Raw genomic sequence first — 20,184 nt, 5'->3', positions numbered from 1 at the left:
TCATATGTTTACTTTTCTAGCCATATGGAGTAAAACGAACAAAATCTCACTGAGAGCTTTTCATAAAAAATAAGATATCAAAGACCTGCCCACCTGTTAATTAACTTATGTCATAACTTTAAAAAGGATCTGGTTAGTGGATAACTCACTTATAATATTACTTACTATTCTAGCCTTGTTTTTTTCCGGAATATTAGCTGTGTTCCTAAAAACGCGACAAGTTCTTAATGATAAATATGAGAAAAGAATAAACGAATTATCAATTCGTCATAATGATAAGGAGGATGATCTAAATGCAAAATGTGACAGCCGGATAAAAAAAGCCGAGCAAGCATCTGCACGTAAGCAGCAAGAGTTGAACGACCTTATTGAATATCATCGAGCACGCAGCAAAGAGATAATGAATCGCGCAGTAGAATATGCATTTAATTTCGAGTCAGAATTTCAGAGAGAACATCAAACTGCTCAGATAGAAATACAAAAGGTATTGGATGACAGTTATCGTTTTAAAGCTAAAACTTTACTATCTTCTGTTTCATTGAAAAATTTCGAAAAAAAACTCGACGAGCTAATAAAAGAGCGTGATAAATACCGTTCCTTGATTGTTAATTATGCTTTTTTTAAGCTAACTGATAACTCAGACTGGAAAGCAGTGGAGAATGATCTCCGAGACAAGGCACTTAAACTGCAAGAAGCCATGGATGAAAGAGAGGCCCAGAATGAAATAAAAAGACAGATGCGGGAAGAGCGAACGCGAATTGAAGAACTCGAACGTCAACAGTTAGAGGCTGAGAAAAAGGAAATTGATCTCGAAGAAAGAAAAGCAGCCATACAGCATGCTTTACTTGAGGCCAGTGAGGAACACCGTAAAGAATTAGAAGCAGCAAGAAAGCTACTCGAAGATGAGATTGTAGAAGTTCATAAACAGTATGAACGGGCTAAGTCGATGGCGCAAATGACACGTCAGGGACATGTTTATGTAATTTCAAACATTGGTTCTTTCGGTGAAAACGTCTTTAAAATTGGCATGACACGTAGGCTGGAACCACTTGATCGAATTTACGAACTCAGTAGCGCTAGTGTACCTTTTGAGTTTGATGTTCATGCCATGATCAGCTGTGATGATGCACCTACCCTTGAAAGTGTATTGCATGCTGAGTTAAGTGAAAATCGTATAAATAAAGTCAACACCAGGAAAGAATTTTTTCGCACTGATATTCAAAAAATCATCAATGTCGTTAAACATCATCATGGTGTAGTTGAATATGTCGCTAATCCGGCAGCACTTCAATATTACAAATCGTTGGAAACTGAGGCATTGCAAGAGCCTGAGGAAGAAACAGTCATTGCCTGAGTACTGGCCATGCCGCTGTTAGTGTAAATAGCGGTATCCAAAGTAAAAAGCCTGCTTATCACGCTGATGAATCTGCAGAAATACTTTCCAGGGATGATTGCAGCAGGCTGCCAGGCAGGGAGAGCTGGCAGCCATTAACGCCTTACTCAGTCATAATCAGAGAGGCATTCTGTACTCGATAACCCCCGGTTTCTCGGCCACCCAGTCATAAAGCCTCTGTGCCGTTACGTTCTTTTCCTGGGTATGCCAGTATAAGCGCCCACACTGGCGCTCGCGGGCCTGCCGTTGCACATAGTCAATCAGATGTTTTCCTGTCTGTTTACCCCGACTAGTGGGGGCCACAAACAGATCTTCTAAATAACAGAAATCACTGACCGACCATGTTGAGCGGTGAAAAACATAGTGAACAAATCCGAGGAGGGTCTCCCCCTCTTTTGCGACAGCGCAATACATCGGTTCATCAGCATCAAAAAAACGCCCCCATGTTGCTAATGTCGTCTCTTCTGGCAGCTCAACACCATAGAATTGCTGATAGCTCAACCAGTAAGGTAGCCATGCTGAGTAATCTGCCTCTTGAACGGGCACCACGGAAATTTCTAAATTTTCATCATTCATATCAATCACTTTTTTAAAATGAAACGTATCAGGTGATGAAAGAGTAACGCTGACAGTGGTATTGTATAAGGCACACTTTGTTGATTTTTTATGGGTCCACTTTGGCGATAAAAAAGAACGCGGCCAGCTTTCCCAGCATATTGTTAAAAAACGGGAAAATTAAAGAACAGTTCTATTCGGTGATCAAAGAACTGATCCTGAATGGTCAGCTTCAAACAGGGAAAAAACTCCCCTCCAGCCGGACATTTTCTGAAATGATGTCCATATCAAGAAACTCTGTTCTCGCAGGCTTAGAACGCCTGACTGATGAGGGCTACCTGATCGCTAAACAAGGATCGGGAACCTATGTGGCATCGATCATTCCTGATGAGGTGATGCACAGTCAGCCGCAAGCCTCTTATCTACCGGCGAGCCTTGATAAGGGGAGCCCCGACATTAATCCGCATATGCAGGTCATGAGAAACATATGGGATGAAACGCAGCCCTGCTCGGGGCAAAATCTGACGTTTAATATTGGCGTCGGCTGCAGAGATTTATTCCCTTATGAACTTTGGGGTCGCCTGTTAGGGCGCACCTGGCGTCAGTTCCGCCACCAGGATGGAAAACTGAATGAACTCCAGGGGTTTAAACCCTTACGGCAGGCTATCAGTAAATATGTCTGCACCACGCGCGGCCTGCATTGCACCGAGCAGCAGATACTGATTGTTAATGGTACCCAGCAAGCCATGAATCTGGCCGCGCAGGTGCTATTGCAAAAAGGAGATGAAGTCTGGCTGGATGAGCCGGGCTATGATGGTGCGTTAGGGGCATTTACCGCCATGGGGGCCACCCTCCGTCCTGTCGTCAGTGATAACAATGGCATGGACGTTGCGTATGGCATCAGGCACTGGCCCAAGGCCAAATTGATTTTCACCTCTCCCTCTCACCAGTTTCCGCTGGGCGGAACATTAAGTTTATCCCGCAGGCTGGCGCTACTGGAGTGGGCCGCTGAAAATAACATGTGGATATTCGAAGATGATTATAACAGTGAGTTCAGGTACACCGGCCAGCCAATACAAGCCCTTCAGGGGTTAGATAAACATCAGCGCGTGATCTATGCAGGAACCTTCTCCAAAATGATGTTCCCGGGATTTCATTTAGGTTTCCTGGTGGTTCCAGAACATTTAGTGGCGTCTTTTAACATTGCCAAATATTACGCCGATACACGCACCTCGTATTTAGAACAAACGATCCTTGCCGCTTTCATTTCTGAAGGCCATTACGCCCGTCACGTCAGGCGGGTGAGAAAAGCCTGTCATGAACGCCAGCAGGTGATGATTGAGGCCATCAAATTATATCTGCCGGAAGTCGTCTGTGTGGAACCGTCGGATTCAGGTATTCATCTTGTCTGCTGGTTAGCGGATAACCTCGAAGAATCCGTCATCATTGAGCACTGCCGTCAAGCGGGTTTAGGCGCACAGCCGCTTTCACGCTACTGCCAGACCAGGCCAGCGAAGCAGGCGATTTTGTTCGGTTTTGCCGCGCATCCACCGTCAGAGATCGTCGAAGGCATTAAGAAGCTGGCTCAACAACTTGCTGAAAGTCAAAGGGCTTGAAGCTGATAAATAGCCTTTCGCATCGGTGCAGAGATAACGAGTCTCCCCGTTATCTCCCTGCATATCCCGTTCAGCGCGTGCCGGTAGACTCATTAACAAAATGCTCGTAGGTCCGTAGCGGACGTCCCAGCAGCGTCTGCAAACGCTCCACCGTTCCTTCTGCCGCCTGCATCCCGTACTGCTGAATGCCCGCCATCATCAGGCTCATATCATAGGCCAGCCAACCGGGGCTCCAGGCGGTCATCTGCTGCTCAAAAGCGACCACGTCATCACCGCCGTAGCCAACTTCACGCCCCAGCGCTGCGCTCCAGACGGCGGCGACACGCTCACCGGTCAGAACGTCCGGGCCCACCAGCGCCAGGGTGTTGCTCTCCAGTGCTTCGGGTGCCCTGTCACGCCGCAACAGTTCCACTACCGCGATATCGGCAATATCCCGCACATCGATCATGGAAACACCCGCCGAACCGATCGGCATCGGATACACCCCATACTCTTCAATGACCTTTTGCACCGAGGCTTCGTTCTGCATGAAATAGGCCGGACGCAGAATAGTCGCCGGGATATTCAGGCTTTCGATCATACGTTCAACCGTATATTTACCGGTAAAGTGCGGTACGTTGGTGTACTTTTCCGCATGGATCACCGACAGATACACCACGCGTTCGATACCCGCCTCACGGGCAAGATTCAGGGTGATAAGGGCCTGGGTGACTTCATCGGGTGTCACCGCATTCAGCAGGAACAGGGTACGCACCGAGGCTAAAGCGGCGCGCATTGCCGCGACATCGGTCATGTCACCCGCGACTTCAGTCACACCGGCCGGAAAAACGTGTTTACCCGGCTGGCGCACCAGCGCCTTGGTGTCTGCGCCCGCATCAGCAAGACGCTGACAAATCAACGAACCCAGCGTGCCCGTGGCACCAATAACAAGAATGGTCATATTTATCTCCAGAATGCGTCAGATAGCGCCGGTTAGCGCAGAAAATCGGCCACCACTTTGCCGATACGCGGCGCCGTGCGGTGACGTTCAATGGCCTGCGGGATGTCGTTAAAGCCGACGATCTCGCTGACGTGTGACTTCAATGCTCCGCTGGCAATGCTGGCGGCCAGCGTTTCCAGCTGCGTGCCGTCCGGCGTGTTCATAAACCACAGCCCACGGCGCCCGGCAGGTGTGCGGGCAACAATGTCGGGCGAAGCCGTGCTGATGATAACGCCCTGCCCCGACAGCACCGGCCATGAGCGATCCAGCACGCCGCCACCAACATAGTCGAGGACAAGGTCAATATTGCGGGCAAGCGATTCAAACGGTTGCGACTGATAGTCGATAATGTGGTCGGCCCCGAGGCTGCGCACGTATTCCATGCCTGCCGCCGCCACGGTGGCAAACACCTCTGCCCCGGCCTGTTTAGCAAACTGCACGGCGTAGCCCCCCAGCCCTCCGGCAGCGCCGTGGATCAGAATGCGTTGCCCGGCGGAGATCGGGCCAGCATAGTTAAGGCTTTGCCATGCAGCGACGGCGGCAACGGGGATGGCAGCAGCGTGGATATCGTCCAGTCCTGCCGGTGTATGGGCCAGATTTGCCTCACTGACGACGACGAAATCCGCATACGCCCCGATTCGCCCCAGCGATCCCATCACACGGTCACCGATACGAAAACGCGAACAGCCCGGGCCCACGGCCTCAACAACACCTGCCAGCTCAATGCCGAGAACGGCGGGCAACGATAAGGGAAACGCATCGCGGACGTACCCTTCTCTCACCTTCCAGTCGAGGCCATTAATACCGGCGGCGTGTACCCGCACCCGTACCTGACGCTCTCCCACGTCGGGCAGCGCTATCTCAGCCACTTTGGCGGCATCAGCCCCGCCGTACTCTCCGATGACAACGGCTCGTTGCGTCATACTCATGATCTGTTCCTCTGGTTTGTTAGGATGAATGAACGATAAACCGTTGCGCAGACAGAGAGCAGACTCTAAATTAGAGACATGTCGTTTCAAAAATGGAACAGTATGGATCTCAATGCTCTGGTTGATTTTGCGCTTGTCGCCACCCATGGCGGGCTGGGGAAGGCCAGCCGCGCCAGCGGCAGGTCTAAAGCCACGTTATCGCGTCATATCGCGGATCTTGAACAACAGCTTGGCGTACGCCTTATCGAGCGCAGCCCCAGAGGGCTGAGACTCACTGAGGCGGGCGATATGCTGATGGCCAGAACATCGGGGTCAATGAACGAGGTGGTGGAGGCCATGACGTCGGTGCGGGAAGGGATCTCTGTTCCACGCGGGCACCTGCGCGTGGCATCACCCGTGTTGTTCTCGCAGCTCACCATGGGGAGAATAGCTGCCGAGTTTTGCGCCGCGTATCCGGAAATCACCCTTGAAGTGGTGGCAGAAGACCGCATGGTGGATCTGGTGGAGGAACATTATGATGTGGCCATTCGTATTAACCCGCGCCCCGACAGCAGCCTGACGGGGCGATGCTTTGCTGAAGACCGCCAGATTGTGGTTGCCGCGCCCTCCGTTACCCTGCCCCAGCCGGGCCTGGTCACTCAGGTTCCCGCCATCGTATTTGGCAACGCACAGCCATCGCTGTGGAAACTGGACGATGGCCGCCTGGTGATTGAACCTCTCCCCCGCCTGAGGTTTTCCTCTTTTCTGATGATCCGCGACGCCGCCATCGCCGGTGGCGGTGCCGCGATTATTCCTCAGTCTATTGTCGGCAACGCCCTTGCCCGCGGCGACCTGGTGCAGTGGGGAACGGTGTCAGATGTCAAGGTGGCGCTGTGGGTGCTGCATACCTCGCGGCGTTTAACGGCGCCAAAGGTCAGGGCATTCGTCGATTTTATCTGCGAACGCTACCCTAAAATTGCGCTGGTGATGACGGGATAACACCGCACCGGATGCGCTCACCTCACCGGTTATTTCTCTGCGGCACATCGACCGAAAACCTGGCCGTTCTTGCATCGCGTTCATACCCCTGCGGTTCCGTCAGTATCTGGTATAGCTCAGGACGGCGACCGTGGATCCAGCGGCGGCCCGTGCTCATCGCCAGCAGGGTTAAATCGAGTTCGGCGCTGACCATGGCATCGCCCGCCGCCCAGGTTTCCTCAATAATGCTGCCGTAAGGGTCAATCATCATGGCATTGCCGGTACGGACTTCGTCTTCATCCGCACCAACGCCGTTACTGAATAAGATAAACACCCCATTGTCATGAGCGCGCGCAGGCAGCCAGCGCATCAGCCAGCCGCGACCATTCGGGCCTCTAAAAGCAGCAGTAATTTCCTCCTGACGCGTCGCCCGTTGCTCCCAGAGTTCCAGCGGGATCGGCTTCATACCGCAGGGACTGCGGGATTGCGTACCCCCGGTCTGGTGCGGTGCGAGAAGAATATCGGCACCCAGCAGCGCCGTGGCACGCACATTCTCCACCAGGTTGTTATCCCAGCAGATCAGTATCCCCACTTTCACCCCCCAGGGGGTATTAAACACCGTGAACCGATCGCCGCTGCTGATAGCGGGATGTTCAAAGGCATGAAGTTTGCGATGTGTATGCAGTGAACCGTCGGGCAGACAGGCAACGTAGGCGTTATACAGGCGGCCATCGTCGGCACGTTCGATCAGCCCGGCACCAATCAGCATCTGATGCTTGATGGCCAGCGAACGGATTAATGCCAGAGAAGGACTGGTTTCAATCGGCTCTGCCAAAGCTGAAACCTCAAAAGAGGTCAATTTAGGAACATGCCAGTAACCGGTGATACACATTTCGGGGAAGGTGAGGATCTTCACCTGTTGCAGGGCGGCTTGCTCGATAAACTTCTCCATCATCAGGAGATTATAGTGTTTGTTACCGGCCTGATGCTGAAACTGCACGGTGGCAGCCTTTAATGATGTTAACACGGACATAATGATTCTCCAGCGGTGGTCAAAACATCATTACACCCGGTTGGCTGATAACGGTATAATCAAATGATTTCCCATTCTGATAACTTTCTGGAATGTAATAATGAACCTGCGGTTGCTCAAAGCCTTTGTCACACTGGCAGAGAAAGGTAATTATGCCGACGCGGCACAGGCGCTGTTTGTCTCGCAGCCCGCGTTAACCAAACAGATTAACCTGCTTGAGTCACAGATCACTCTGTCGCTGTTTTCACGTGGCCGTCACGGCACAACGTTAACTGCCGGCGGCCGGCGCTTACTGCCAGAAGCGAAGAAGGTGATCAGGCAGGCCGCGCTGTTTCTCCAGCATGCAGAGCAGGTCGCGAAAGGGAGTGAAGGCAGTCTGGCCGTGGGATTTGGGCTTTCCAGTTTCTACTTAGCCCCGCGCTACATCGCAGAATTTCGCCAATGTTATCCCGGTGTCGACGTCTCATTAACGGATCTTCCCTCAGCAAAACAGGACCAGTTGCTGCAAATTGACGAGCTTCAGGTGGGGTTTGTTCGCGTTCCACCCAGCGAGCCGCTGGATTACCTGCCGCTGTTCAACGATCGGCTGGTGTTAGTGACGCCCGATAAAACGTGGGTCAGTGCGGCAGAGTGGCTAAAAAATCGCCCTCTGCTGCGGCTGCATACTGAACGCGGCCGTGGGCTGAATACACAGATTGATCGCTTCTTGCAGGACAACGCGCTTTATACTTCCTCGACTCAGCTGGCTGACGATATTCATACCATCGTCGCGCTGGTGATTGCCGGTACGGGCGTGGCGCTTTTGCCACAAAGCGTTATTCATATTGCGCCACCGGGGTTGAATATTATTCCGTTAAGCGGCGAATCGTTAAGCTGGCAGGTGGGCATCGCCTGGCATGCCAGTACGGAGGATCTCATCAGGGATAATTTTATTGCGCGGATAAAAGCGGGTCTCACCCGCGAAGCGTCTTCTGAAACAGGCTCCGCAGATGAGATCCGCCATGGCAGTGGAGGCCGTGATTAAGCCTCCGGCCAGTATCACTACCAGCTCACACACACCTTGCCAACGTGTTGACCGCTTTGCAGGTGGGCAAATGCCTCACCCAAACGCTCATAGCTGAAGACCTTGTCGATCACCGGTTTCTGCGACATCAGTTCCAGCGCCTTCACATAATCAATCTGGTCCTGACGGCTGCCGACAATCAGCCCCTCAATACGCACCTGTTTAGCCAGGATGCTGAAAATCGACAATGCCGCATCCGTACCGGACAACACGCCGATGACGGCAATATGCCCACCGACTTTCACCGCCTTAAGGGACTCATTAATCGTGGCAGGGCCGCCGACCTCAACAATATGGTCAACGCCCAGGCCGTGAGTGAGTTCCAGCACTTTATCCCCCCACTCCGGGGTGGAGCGGTAGTTAATGGTGTCATCGGCGCCCAGTTTGCGCACCATCGCCAGTTTTTCATCAGAGGACGAAGTGGCAATCACTCTGGCCCCCATGGCTTTGGCCAGCTGTAACGCAGCAATCGACACACCGCCGGTGCCCTGTACCAGCACGGTCTCACCCGCCTTTAAGCGACCGTTGACCACCAGCGCCCGCCACGCGGTCAGGCCGGAGGTCGTGATGGTGGCCGCCTCGGTGTGCGACCAGCCCGCAGGAGCGGGAGTAAAGGCATTGACCGGACGCACCACCACTTCGCTGGCCAGGCCATCAACGCCATCGCCTGGCGTATGCGCAAAACCGCCCACCGCCGGGGTGGCTTTGCCTGCTGCCCACTGCGGAAAGAAGGTGGAAACCACGGCATCACCCACGCGGAACTCCGTTACGCCTTCGCCTACCGCCTCAACAATTCCGGCACCGTCCGACAGCAGAATACGGCTATCTTCCACCGGCATAGCGCCGGTGGCCACCATCAGGTCATGGAAGTTAAGCGAGCTGGCTTTGATGGCGACCCTGATTTCCCCTTTAGCGGGTTGGCCGGGATCCTTCACCTCGGTGAGCTGAACACTGTCCAGATTAAATGGGCTGGTAACCGTGACTGCTTTCATTATCTTCTCCTGGTTTGTACATTTCTGGCACATGCCATCGACTCAGTGCCGTCAGGTATACACCCGATGCGGATTCGCCAGATAAGCACTTCGCGCTGTTACGCGGCGTTAATGCCCTGCGCCTCTTTTACCCACTGTAAGCGTAGCAGCAATGCCACGGCGATAAAGCAGGCACCTCCGGCGCACAGCATGGCGAGATGAAAACCACTTTCCATCGCTGCTGTGTAGCGTGCGCTAAAATCAGCGACAACCGAGGTGGGCAGATGCCGCGTCACCGCCAGGTGGGCAATCTGCGCAGCATCGCTAATACCGCTGACATCGAGGGAGGCCGTCAGCGTGCGTATTGCCTGTGCGCTCATTAACGTTCCCAGTAACGCAATGCCGATGGTCATCCCCGCCTGGCGCAGCGCATTCATCATGGCGGAAACTGACCCGGCCTGCTCAGGCGGCGCCATCGCCATCACCAGCATGCCCGTGCCCGGAACCGCCAGCCCGGCCCCGGCCCCCAGCAGCGTAAACAACGCCCCCACCTGCCAGTAAGCGGAGTTCGCATCCAGCAGCACCATAGCGATCATCGACAGGCCCGCCAGCCCGTAACCCGTGACCATTAATCCACGCATCGGCAGCCGCGCACTCATGCGGCCAAACAACAGCGACACCAGGCCGGTGACGACAAATAACGGCATCATGCGCCAGCCTGCTTCTGCGGGTGCCCAGCCTTGAATCTGTTGGAGGAAAATCGAGAAAAAGAACAGACAGCTGTAGTAAGAAAAACCGAGAATAAACGACGCCAGATTCACGCTGACAAATCCCTGCTCGCGCAGCAGTGCCAGCGGCAGCAGCGGGCGCAACGTCCGTTTTTCCACCAGCGCGAAAAGCATAAAACTCACCAGGGCACAGGCCAGAATCGCCAGTGGAAGTTTGCCGGTAAAGCCGTATTGCCCTGCCTCAATCATTCCCCAGGCCAGCGTTCCTAACGCGACAATCCCCAGCAACTGGCCCGCCGTATCCAGCGCCGCGTGGTCAGGATATTTACGCTCCGGTATCCCCCACAGCCCTGCAGCAATCGCCACCAGGCACAGTGGGATATTGACCAGAAAGATACTTTGCCAGCCCAGCCACTGGAGCAGAACGCCCCCCAGCAGCGGCCCGAGGATCAGCGCCAGCGCGCTAAACGCCGACCACCCGCCGATGGCATGCGCGCGCTGGCGGGCATCAGGAAACGCGTGGGTCAGGATGGGCATCGCCCCTGAAATCAGCAGCGCGGCGGACACGCCCTGAATGGCCCGCCCGGTCAGCAGCATGCCGAGGCTGGGTGCCACACCACACAGCAGAGACCCGCCGGTAAACAGCACGACGCCGCTCACCCAGGCACGTTTATGACCGTAACGATCGGCCAGCGGACCGGCAGAAAGCATAAAAGCAGACAGGCAAACGGCGTAGGCATTGACCACCCACTGCAACCCGGCAATGTCCGTATCCAGCGCACTCTGCATAGTGGGCAAGGCGACATTCACAATGCTGATATCCAGCGAGGCAAGAAAAGTGCCAAGGTAAGCCGCAGCAAGCGCGGCATGATGACGGCTAAGACGCATGATAATCCCTAACGTGATTGGCTGACTTTACCCAACCCTAGCAATTGACTGACCGACGGTCAATCAAAACTCAACACAATGGACAATCTGCCAGCCATCATTATTCCGCCCTTCATCCCCCCGGCTGTGCATCCGCCCGTTCCGGTGTTTTCAGCCCCAAATGTCCCCGGAAGGTGGTCGCGGTGTACTGCTCTCTCAACAGCCCCCGGCGCTGTAACACCGGGATCACCTGGGTGACAAACTCCTCTGCGCCGCCGGGAAAATGAGAGAACATCACGTTGAATCCATCGGCCGCCCCGCTCTCCAGCCAGTGTTGCAGGGTATCGGCCACCTGGGTTGCCGTGCCCACCATTTCCAGCCCCTGATAACCACAAATGCGACGCGCCAGCGCCAGGATGCTGAGACCCTCCCGCCGCGCCAGTTGAACCACCCGTTCACGCCCGCTTTTGCTGGCATTACTTTCCGGCATCGCGGGCAGCGGGCCATGTTTATCGTACGGCGAAATATCATGCCCAAGCGCCACGGATAAGGTGGCAAGGCTGCTCTGCTCGTCGACCAGACTGTCGAGCAGTGCTCTTTTCGCCTGCGCCTCTTGTGGCGTTTCTCCCAGCACCACGAACGCCGCCGGGATGATTTTCAGTGCATCAGGGCGGCCAGCAGCCTGCGCCCGGGACTGCATATCCTGGTAAAACTGACGGGCAGAGACGAGATCCGTCTGGTAGGTGAAGATGACTTCTGCCGTTTCTGCTGCCACCTGCCTGCCGGCTTCAGACGCCCCGGCCTGCACAATCACCGGTCGCCCCTGCGGAGGACGATCAATATTTAACGGCCCGCGTACGGAAAAATACTCCCCCTCGTGATTGAGCGTATGCATCTTTGCCGCATCAAAAAACACGCCGCTGGCGGCATCACGGCAAAATGCATCCTGCTCCCAACTGTCCCACAGCCCGTTCATCACCGCCGAAAACTCGCGCGCGCGCGCATAACGCAGGCCGTGCTCCATATGTTCAGTGACACCAAAATTACCGGCCTCGTTGGGATTACTGGAGGTCACCAGATTCCATCCGGCCCGGCCTTCGCTGATGTGATCCAGTGTGGCCAGCCGCCGGGCGAGCATATAAGGCTCATTGTAGGTGGTGCTGGCGGTGGCAATCAGCCCGATATGCTGTGTAACCGCCGCCAGCGCAGGGAGCAGCGTCAGCGGATCCAACGTCACCGTACTGTGCCCCCGCGTCAGGGCCTCGGTCGATACCTGGCGCAGCGCCAGCGTGTCGGGCAAAAACAGGCCGTCAAACCGCCCCTGTTCCAGCGTCCGGGCAAACCATTTCATATGTTTAAAGCTGCTGTGAAACTCGGGGATGGCGCCGGGATAACGCCATGCACCGGCATGAATGCTGGGCATCGCCAGCAGAATAAGTTGAGGTGTTCGGGTCATACGACGGTCTCCTTGAGGCTTAACCAGTAGCCGGATTGATAAGGCACGGGAAGAAAACGTTCATGTAACTCGCGGAAGGTGGCTTCCGGGTCAAGCGCGGCAAACAGCTCAGGATGTAGCCACTTCGCCACGCGCTGAAGGGCGATAAAATAGTAAGGATTGTCATAAAACGGGTGCCAGATGGCATACACCTGCTGTTCCCTGACGGCACGCAGCGTGCGGTACGCCGGACGCTGCATCAGGCGTTGCAGGCGCGCATGCCCTTCCTGCGCATCGGCCCCTGGCCCCAGATTCACCCAGTCACCGCCGGGGGAATACAGTGACCAGTTCGCGCCGGTGACCAGCACCACATCGGGGTCGGCGTGGATCACCTTCTCCGGGCTGAGAGCGCCAAAGGTGCCAGGCAGTAATTGCGTGCCCAGGTTACGCCCCCCGGCCACCGCCACCAGTTCACCAAAGTTACCGTCACCGTAGGTCAGGCAACAGTCGTCATAGAGTCCTGCTGCGCGTTCAACCATCACCAGGGGGCGTGTGGTTAACAGTTTAAGTGGCTGTATCACCCGGTCGATCTGCTGCTGACGAAAGCGTAAAAAGTCGGCTGCCCTTGCCACTCTGCCGAACACCTCCCCCAAAATCTGCATGCTGCGCCCGGTGTTGGCGAACATCCGGGTGCGAAAATCGACGAACACCACCGGGATCCCCGCCTGCTCCAGCAGGCGCAGTAAACCGGAGGTGGTTGCTGCACCTGCCGAGCTCAGGTTCAGCACCACAATATCGGGCTTCAGCGCAATCGCCTGCTCTCCGCCAATCGCATCAACCGTCTTACCGGAAAAGCGTGGGATCTGGTCGATATGGGGAAACTGCCGCTGATACGCCCGATAACTATCGAGGTCGGCGGCGCGGAAGTTATCTCCCCAGGCCACCACGCCCTGAAAGGGATCGTCGGGGCGCAGCAGCGCCAGTGCATACGCCAGGGTGCCGTCACCCAGCAGAATACGGCTGACCGGCGTGTGAATCCGCACTGAGCGCCCGGTGATATCAACCACAGACTGCGTGGCGGGTTTTGCTGCCAGTGCCCGCGTGGTCATCAGAACCCCCGCGGCCAGCAGGCCAGTGAGCAGTGAACGTCGCGAGGTGCCGCCAGATGCGGCATCACTGACACGTTCACGGCGATGAGTGGAGGACGGTTTTTGCATCATGAGGACATTATTCTGTTAGCGGAGAGAGAAAGAATCATAACATTGACCGACTGACGGTCAATGTATAATATGCAGTCATTATAATTATCATTCGCATTTATGAATTGTGAAAAATACGCTTAAAACATTTTATTTCAATAACTTGAAATGAGCACTGTGTGCACAGACCACTCCACTCTGAACTTCTACCAGGATCATAAGGACGTACATGCTGACGAAACAATCTGCTGCTGCACACATTCGCTCTCTACCCTGTCCGCCGTTGGTGTTAAGCGGCTTTTCCCTGTCATTGATGCTTTCTCTTTGCCTCACTGCGCCCGCTAACGCCGCAGAAAATCCGTCAGGTGAGAAAAAAGAGGACGCGACCACAGAACAATCCCCGATGACGGTGAGTGCCAGTGTGCCGGTGCAAACTGAGGGAGAGGAAAACGGCTATGTGGCGGAAGAATCGGCCGTCGCCAGCAAAACCCGCACCTCTATCCTGGAAACGCCCCAGTCCGTCTCGGTGATCACCCGTTCGCAGATGGACCTGACGCGCCCGTCATCCAGCAGTGCCGCATTGCGCTACACGGCTGGCGCCACCAGTGAACGATATGGTGGCTTTGGTGATTATCTGGATATGACCCGGATTCGCGGCGTCGATGCCGATTACTATCTGGATGGTTTACGCATCATCAGCAACCCGGGCAGCTGGCTGCCGCAGGTCGATCCCTGGTCCCTTGAACGGATCGAAGTGCTGCGCGGCCCCGCATCGACCCTCTACGGCCAGGGGACGGGCGGCGGTATTGTCAATCAGGTCAGCCGCAAGCCCCAGGATATCGCCTCACACGAGGTCAGCCTGCAATACGGCAGCTTCAACCGTAAGCAGTTCGGCATTGATTCCACCGGCGCAGTCAATGACGATAACAGTCTGTTGTATCGTTTTACCGCCAGTGGCCTGGACAGCCAGGGGCAAATTGAAGATAGCCGTCACCGCCGCCTCTATCTCGCCCCTTCCCTGACCTGGCGCCCGAGTGATAATGCCAGCTGGACCGTGCTGGCGACGTATTCCTGGGAACCGGATATTCCCGACTACAACAGTTTGCCTGCGGCCGTCCTGGGGCTGAATAACAGCCCTTATCAGCAAATTGACCGGCATAAAAACTACACTGATGGCCATTTTTCCCACTCCACCCGCCGTCAGGATTCACTGACCTCGCTATTTGAATATCAGTTTGATAATGGCTGGCGTTTCAACAGCAATGCGCGTTATATGAATGTCCATTCAGATATTCAGCGCGGCGTGGTTTACGGGTATCAGCTCGTCAACGATCGCCCCTGGCTCAAAGCTTACGATGAGCTGACCCCGGCCAGAGTCAGCACGTTCTCGATGGATAACCATATCAGTGGCGATGTGGACGCTGGCCCCACCCGTCATACGCTGCTGGCCGGCATCGATTTTTCCACCGGTAGTCTGAAGAACGAGCTATACAGTGTCGGTCCGGTGCTGATTGACCCGTACAGTTCTGACTACCGACCGGATCTCAATCCTGATTTCACCGCCAGCCGGGCCGCCCCCTGGAAAGAGAAACAGACATTTAACCGTACCGGCGTCTATGTGCAGGATCAGATGGCCTGGAACCGCTGGCGCCTGACGCTGAGTGGCCGCCATGACTGGTCGAATACCGACCATGAAACCAACAGCTACTCTCCGGTGACGGTGAAAAGCCGCCAAGAAGATACCCAGTGGAGTGGGCGCGCCGGGTTAAGCTATCAGTTCGATATCGGGCTGGCACCTTACATCAGCTACGCGACCTCATTCGACCCGCTGCTGGGCAGTGGCTATGATGGTAAAACCTTCCTGCCCGTGGAAACGAAGCAGAGCGAAATCGGCATTAAGTACCACCCGCAAGGGTCGAAAACATTACTCAGTGCCGCCCTCTTCCAGCTGACCCAGTCCAATGTGAAAACCAGCGATGCCGAGCATCTGGGCTTCAATACCCAGGCCGGTGAGGCGCGCACGCGCGGGCTTGATTTACAGGCGACCACTGAAATTGTGCACAACCTGAACCTGATCGCCAGCTACACCTGGCTGGATAATACGTTGACCAGGGATACGAAAAATCAGGGCAACACCCTGACGCAGGTACCGGCCAACAGCGCCGCCGCCTGGCTTGACTATCGCTTTGATGCGGGAGAGCTGGCGGGCTTACAGCTGGGCAGCGGCGTGCGTTATCTCGGCACCAGCTACGGCGACCCCGCCAATACCTTCAAAGTCCCGGCCACCACGCTGGTGGATATGGCGGTAAGCTATGATTTAGGGCAGTTAACGCCACAGCTAAAAGGCACCACGTTGGCCGTGAATGTCAGCAATCTGACAAACCAACAGTATGTGGCCAGCTGCACCTCGGCGATGTATTGCTTCGTCGGTCAGGATCGCAGCGTCACGGCCAGCGTGGATTATCGCTGGTAAAAAAAGGGGATGGCAGGTGCCATCCCCCGTGTATCAGGCCACCATCAGCGCGGATTTTACCGGCTGCAATAACCTGCCCACTTCACAATCCAGCAGCGTTGCACGCCGTAATAACTCTTCCGTTTTCGCCCCAATCACCGAATAAACATAGGCATTCACCTGATCCTGGCTCATTTGGTTGTAGCGCTCGGTAAAGGCCATTTCGATACTGTCACAAATCACCGCCCCCGCATTGCTGACATAGTCGGGCAGATAATGAATCCCGCGCGCAATCAGCACATCTTCCGCCAGTTGGCTGTTAAACGGTGAGTTGGCGCTGCTGACCACCCATCCGCAGGCTAACTGCGTAACGTTATCCTGGGTTAAAATGCCGGACAGTGACGCGATACACAGGATATGACTGCGCAACTCGAATAGCTGCGCTTCGTTAACCCGGCGCACGCCTTCAGGGAAAACCGCGCGTGGGTTAATGTCATATCCCACCACCTCGCACCCCTGTTGCAGGCACTGCCTGGCCACTTCAGAACCCACTTTGCCCATACCGTGGATCGCCACCAGCGGATGCGCAACATCAGACAGACGCAGCATGATCACTTTATGAATCGAGCTCCACACGCCGTAGCCGGTGGCAATCGACGTATCAATCTGTGGGCTGTCCATCGCATTGAGGATCCAGGGGGTAAAACGCCGCAGATAATCCATATCCTGGTTACTGGTGTTAATGTCACAGCCGGTAAACATGGTGCCATTATAGCGATTCAGCAGCTCGCCAATCGCCGCCATCACCTCCGGTTGCTGGGCGGGCAGATGCGGGCTGTTGACCACAATTTTGCCGCCGCTGAAGCCGGTGTTATACAAACCATGCTTGAGTGACATACTTTGTGCCAGCATCACAGCCTCACTCTCCTGCTGCTGACGCGAGCCATATTGACGCCAGCGAATGCCGCCGTTGGCGGGAAGGAGCTTGATTTGTGGTGAGCAGGCCAGAGTAAAGGACGTCTCGCTGTCAAACTGCACGGTTTCAATCTGATACTGTTTATCGTTCAGTGTTGCATTCAATGCGCACATGATTTTCATCCTGTTAATGAGTGAGATGTTGCTCAACAACGCCAGACTTCAGCAAACAGTGGCGAATCCCCAACGGGGTTGGCTGCTGTAAAAAATCGGCCATACTGATGGCCACGCTAAATTCCTGTTCCAGCCGCGCCATCAGGCGCAGTGCCATCAGTGATTGCCCACCGGAATCATAAAAATCCTGATATCCCGACGCAGGTAGCGCCCCGGTAATTTCCAGCCACAGCAGGCGGATACGGGCCATTAGCGCATCATGTTCTTCTGCCTCCTCACCGGCGCCAGCGGGCTGCGGGCTGGCGGGCAACTCGCGGTCACCCATCCACCAAAAATGCGGTTCAAAAGGATACAGCGGCAATGCCACGTGGCCGGGCGGTGACGTCCACAGCCGTGACCAGCAGATATCCACCCCGGCACGCCAGATTTTTTGCAGCGCCTGTACCCACAGAGCACATTCGCTGAGTGCATCATCGCGGCGACGCAGTGTGCGCACCGTGGAGGTTTTCCCACCCTGCTGTCGTAACTGCGCGACCAGGGCGGTCAGCGTCGATCCTGGCCCCACTTCGATAAACAGCGTTCGCCCACGTTCGGGGATCTGTTGCAGCGCCTGGTGATAGCGCACCGCCTCGCGGGCATGGCGACACCAGTAGTCGGCATCCAGCTGACGCAAGTCACCGACCTCCTGCGCCAGCAGCGCGGAGTAGTAGCGCACGCCCTGGTGCGGCACAGTGACGGGGGGCACAACGTGACGCAAGTCGTTGAGGATCGGTTCCATCATCGCCGAATGGAAAGCGTGGGAAACACTGAGGGCTTTACAGCGAATGCCTTCCCTGCGCAGGCGTTGCTCGCAGTCGGCCAACACGGCCACATTGCCCGACAGTACACAGCTGTTTTCGCCATTGACCGCCGCCAGCGCAACACCGCGTCCAAGCCAGGGCTGGCAGCCACTGTCGCTGAGTTCCACCGCCAGCATCGCCCCCCCTTCCAGTGAGGCCATCAATCTGCCGCGCTGCGCAGCAAAGATCAGCGCCTGCTCAATGGAGAAGGCGCCCGCAGCCCAGGCCGCAGCGATCTCCCCGACGCTGTGGCCGATCACCCGGTCGGGGACCACGCCGTAATGCATCAGCAGTTCGGCGAGAGATATTTCCACAGCCACCAGTGTCGGCTGGGTCAGTGCCGTATTGTTCAGCATCGCGCTGTTGCCCTGCGGGCTAAACAGCAGAGCAATATCCAGCGCCAGTTGATCACGCAGCAGTGCGATTTTCTCCTCCATCAGACGCTGAAAGGTGCTGTCATTGGCCATCAGCTCTCGCGCCATACCGATAAACTGGCTGCCCTGCCCTGGAAACTGGAATATCACGCTCAGTCGCCCTTTACCGCTGTCGGTCACGCCCTCTTTCACCACCAGTTTTCCCTCTTCATCTGGCCCCAGCGTGCCGCGAAAGCGCATGGCCTGCCTGCGGGTCTGCGCACTCCAGGCCAGCGCGGATAACGGCTCACCCGCCGCACGCTGACGATACTGCTTTGCCAGCTGGTGCCAGGCCTGTTCAGAACGGGCAGAGATCGGCACCACGCTGTCAGCCAGCGAAGAAGACCGGGTGTCAGATGCGGCTGCGGCAACCTCAGGTCGGCTTAACACCACGTGCGCGTTGCTGCCACCGATACCAAAGGCACTGACACCAATTGCACGGCGGGGATCGTCAGCCTGCCAGCGTTCTGCACGTGTCAGCACGCGAAATGGACTGTGGCGCAGGTCGAAGGCCGGATTGGCACGGGTGAAATTGATTTGCGGTGTTAGCCAGCCGTGTTTGATTTGCAGTGCAGCTTTGATCAGTCCCGCCATCCCAGCCGCCGTTTCCAGATGCCCGACATTGGCCTTTACCGCCCCCAGCGCGCAGAAACCTTCACGCCCGGTAAATTCCCTGAACACGCTGTTAAGCGCGGAAAACTCGATCGGGTCACCCGCCAGCGTGCCCGTACCGTGGGCTTCTATCGCACGGAAATCCTCCGGATGCCGCTGCGCATCCTGCAAGGCCAGGCGCAACAGGCGTTGCTGCCCCGCAAGGCTGGTAGTGGTAAAACTGACTTTTTCAGCCCCGTCATTGTTCATCGCCACGCCGTCTATCACGGCGATCACCTCGTCCCCGGCGGCCAGCGCGTCCTCCAGACGTTTCATCACCACCACGCCCACACCGCTGCCAAACACTGTCCCGCTGGCATCCGCCGAAAATGGCCGACAATGCCCATCCGTGGCGAAGATCATGCCCTGCTGGCTGAAATAGCCTTCGAGTTGAGGAATGCGCAACGTGCAGGCTCCGGCAAGCGCCAGATTGCAACGCCCGCTGCGCAGGGCATAGACCGCCTCACAGACAGCGACCAGAGACGTGGCACAGGCGGCCTGAACATTCACGACAGGCCCCCCTATGCCCAGGTGCCAGGCCACACGCGTGCTGAGATAATCTTTATCGTTGGTGATCTGCTGCTCGAATGCCGAGGGTGCCAGGCTGGCAAAGCGCTGCGCGCCGCTGTTCTGCCGTAAATAGTCTGAACTGCTGCAGCCCGCAAACAGAGCAGCATCAGGCAGTGCGCCAGGCACAATGCCGGCATCTTCCAGTGCGTGCCAGGCACACTCAAGGAACAGACGGTGCTGCGGATCCATCAGCGCGGCTTCACGCGCACTGAGACCAAAAAATCCGGCATCAAAGCGCGCGATATCCTGCGCCAGCGGCGCAGCAACCCCCACCCAGGTCGGATCGTCTTGCGGGCCGTCTTCCAACGTGATCAGAGATTCAACGCCGTTGACCAGATGGTGCCACCATGTCTCGATATCACTGGCGCCGGGAAAACGGCAGGCCATCCCCACCAGCGCAATCTTCTGATGCGTGCAGTGTTGCTGTTGCATACTGCTCTCCTCA

15 protein-coding genes are annotated in these 20,184 nt (G+C 55.9%); 5 read left to right on the top strand and 10 right to left on the bottom strand.

Annotation, left to right across the window (positions count from 1 at the left end; translation table 11 throughout):
* Window positions 1-136 precede the first annotated feature (136 nt).
* Entirely contained in the window at window positions 137-1,354 is a 1,218-nt protein-coding gene (locus FVB43_RS18420; protein WP_242462166.1) for a GIY-YIG nuclease family protein, read from the top strand.
* Window positions 1,355-1,510: 156 nt separating this feature from the next.
* Here the strand turns inward: FVB43_RS18420 and FVB43_RS18415 are convergent, their stop codons facing one another.
* Window positions 1,511-1,969: a GNAT family N-acetyltransferase gene (locus FVB43_RS18415; protein WP_167864473.1), complete on the bottom strand. Its 459-nt coding sequence runs from the start codon at window positions 1,967-1,969 to the stop codon at window positions 1,511-1,513.
* 107 nt (window positions 1,970-2,076) lie between these two features.
* Between FVB43_RS18415 and pdxR the strand changes: the two genes are divergently transcribed.
* The gene (gene pdxR / locus FVB43_RS18410; protein WP_167864755.1) at window positions 2,077-3,564 is read left to right on the top strand and encodes a MocR-like pyridoxine biosynthesis transcription factor PdxR; all 1,488 of its coding nucleotides are present in this window, start codon (window positions 2,077-2,079) and stop codon (window positions 3,562-3,564) included.
* 70 nt (window positions 3,565-3,634) lie between these two features.
* Here pdxR and FVB43_RS18405 read toward each other — a convergent pair whose 3' ends face one another.
* Window positions 3,635-4,504, bottom strand: a complete 870-nt coding sequence (locus FVB43_RS18405) for an SDR family oxidoreductase (RefSeq protein WP_167864472.1) — start codon at window positions 4,502-4,504, stop codon at window positions 3,635-3,637.
* Between the two features lie 32 nt (window positions 4,505-4,536).
* Window positions 4,537-5,472: an NADP-dependent oxidoreductase gene (locus FVB43_RS18400; RefSeq protein ID WP_167864471.1), complete on the bottom strand. Its 936-nt coding sequence runs from the start codon at window positions 5,470-5,472 to the stop codon at window positions 4,537-4,539.
* Between the two features lie 102 nt (window positions 5,473-5,574).
* Here FVB43_RS18400 and FVB43_RS18395 point away from each other — a divergent pair, with 102 nt between their 5' ends.
* Entirely contained in the window at window positions 5,575-6,450 is an 876-nt protein-coding gene (locus tag FVB43_RS18395; protein ID WP_159336977.1) for a LysR family transcriptional regulator, read from the top strand.
* A 22-nt stretch (window positions 6,451-6,472) separates the two neighbouring features.
* Here FVB43_RS18395 and FVB43_RS18390 read toward each other — a convergent pair whose 3' ends face one another.
* Window positions 6,473-7,462, bottom strand: a complete 990-nt coding sequence (locus FVB43_RS18390) for a nitrilase family protein (RefSeq protein ID WP_167864470.1) — start codon at window positions 7,460-7,462, stop codon at window positions 6,473-6,475.
* Between the two features lie 100 nt (window positions 7,463-7,562).
* On the opposite strand from FVB43_RS18390, the gene FVB43_RS18385 reads away from it, so the two are divergent.
* On the top strand, window positions 7,563-8,486 hold the full coding sequence (locus FVB43_RS18385; protein WP_167864469.1) for a LysR family transcriptional regulator: 924 nt from the start codon (window positions 7,563-7,565) through the stop codon (window positions 8,484-8,486).
* A gap of 17 nt (window positions 8,487-8,503) precedes the next feature.
* On the opposite strand, the gene FVB43_RS18380 is transcribed toward FVB43_RS18385, so the two are convergent.
* The 4 genes from FVB43_RS18380 to FVB43_RS18365 all read right to left on the bottom strand — a co-directional run bounded on the left by FVB43_RS18380 (window position 8,504) and on the right by FVB43_RS18365 (window position 13,746).
* Window positions 8,504-9,517: a zinc-dependent alcohol dehydrogenase family protein gene (locus tag FVB43_RS18380; RefSeq protein ID WP_167864468.1), complete on the bottom strand. Its 1,014-nt coding sequence runs from the start codon at window positions 9,515-9,517 to the stop codon at window positions 8,504-8,506.
* A 98-nt stretch (window positions 9,518-9,615) separates the two neighbouring features.
* Entirely contained in the window at window positions 9,616-11,112 is a 1,497-nt protein-coding gene (locus FVB43_RS18375) for an MFS transporter (RefSeq protein ID WP_133843171.1), read from the bottom strand.
* 112 nt (window positions 11,113-11,224) lie between these two features.
* Window positions 11,225-12,547, bottom strand: coding sequence for an LLM class flavin-dependent oxidoreductase (locus FVB43_RS18370; protein WP_167864467.1), 1,323 nt, complete (start codon window positions 12,545-12,547; stop codon window positions 11,225-11,227).
* Window positions 12,544-13,746, bottom strand: a complete 1,203-nt coding sequence (locus FVB43_RS18365; protein WP_197931303.1) for an ABC transporter substrate-binding protein — start codon at window positions 13,744-13,746, stop codon at window positions 12,544-12,546. The genes FVB43_RS18370 and FVB43_RS18365 overlap by 4 nt, the downstream gene beginning before the upstream one ends.
* 208 nt (window positions 13,747-13,954) lie before the next feature.
* Here FVB43_RS18365 and FVB43_RS18360 point away from each other — a divergent pair, with 208 nt between their 5' ends.
* Entirely contained in the window at window positions 13,955-16,198 is a 2,244-nt protein-coding gene (locus FVB43_RS18360) for a TonB-dependent siderophore receptor (RefSeq protein ID WP_197931302.1), read from the top strand.
* A 33-nt stretch (window positions 16,199-16,231) separates the two neighbouring features.
* Here FVB43_RS18360 and FVB43_RS18355 read toward each other — a convergent pair whose 3' ends face one another.
* Together FVB43_RS18355 and FVB43_RS18350 are read right to left on the bottom strand one after the other, a co-directional pair.
* Window positions 16,232-17,266 carry a Glu/Leu/Phe/Val dehydrogenase gene (locus tag FVB43_RS18355; RefSeq protein WP_167864466.1) on the bottom strand — a complete coding sequence of 345 codons (1,035 nt, stop codon included), beginning with the start codon at window positions 17,264-17,266 and terminating at the stop codon, window positions 16,232-16,234.
* 13 nt (window positions 17,267-17,279) lie between these two features.
* Window positions 17,280-20,171 carry a type I polyketide synthase gene (locus tag FVB43_RS18350; RefSeq protein ID WP_167864465.1) on the bottom strand — a complete coding sequence of 964 codons (2,892 nt, stop codon included), beginning with the start codon at window positions 20,169-20,171 and terminating at the stop codon, window positions 17,280-17,282.
* Between the last annotated feature and the right edge of the window lie 13 nt (window positions 20,172-20,184).

It is taken from the genome of Erwinia rhapontici (assembly GCF_012271765.1).
GTDB lineage: Bacteria > Pseudomonadota > Gammaproteobacteria > Enterobacterales > Enterobacteriaceae > Erwinia > Erwinia rhapontici.
Note: the sequence above shows the minus strand (reverse complement) of the source record. Positions and strands in the feature narration are given on the sequence as shown.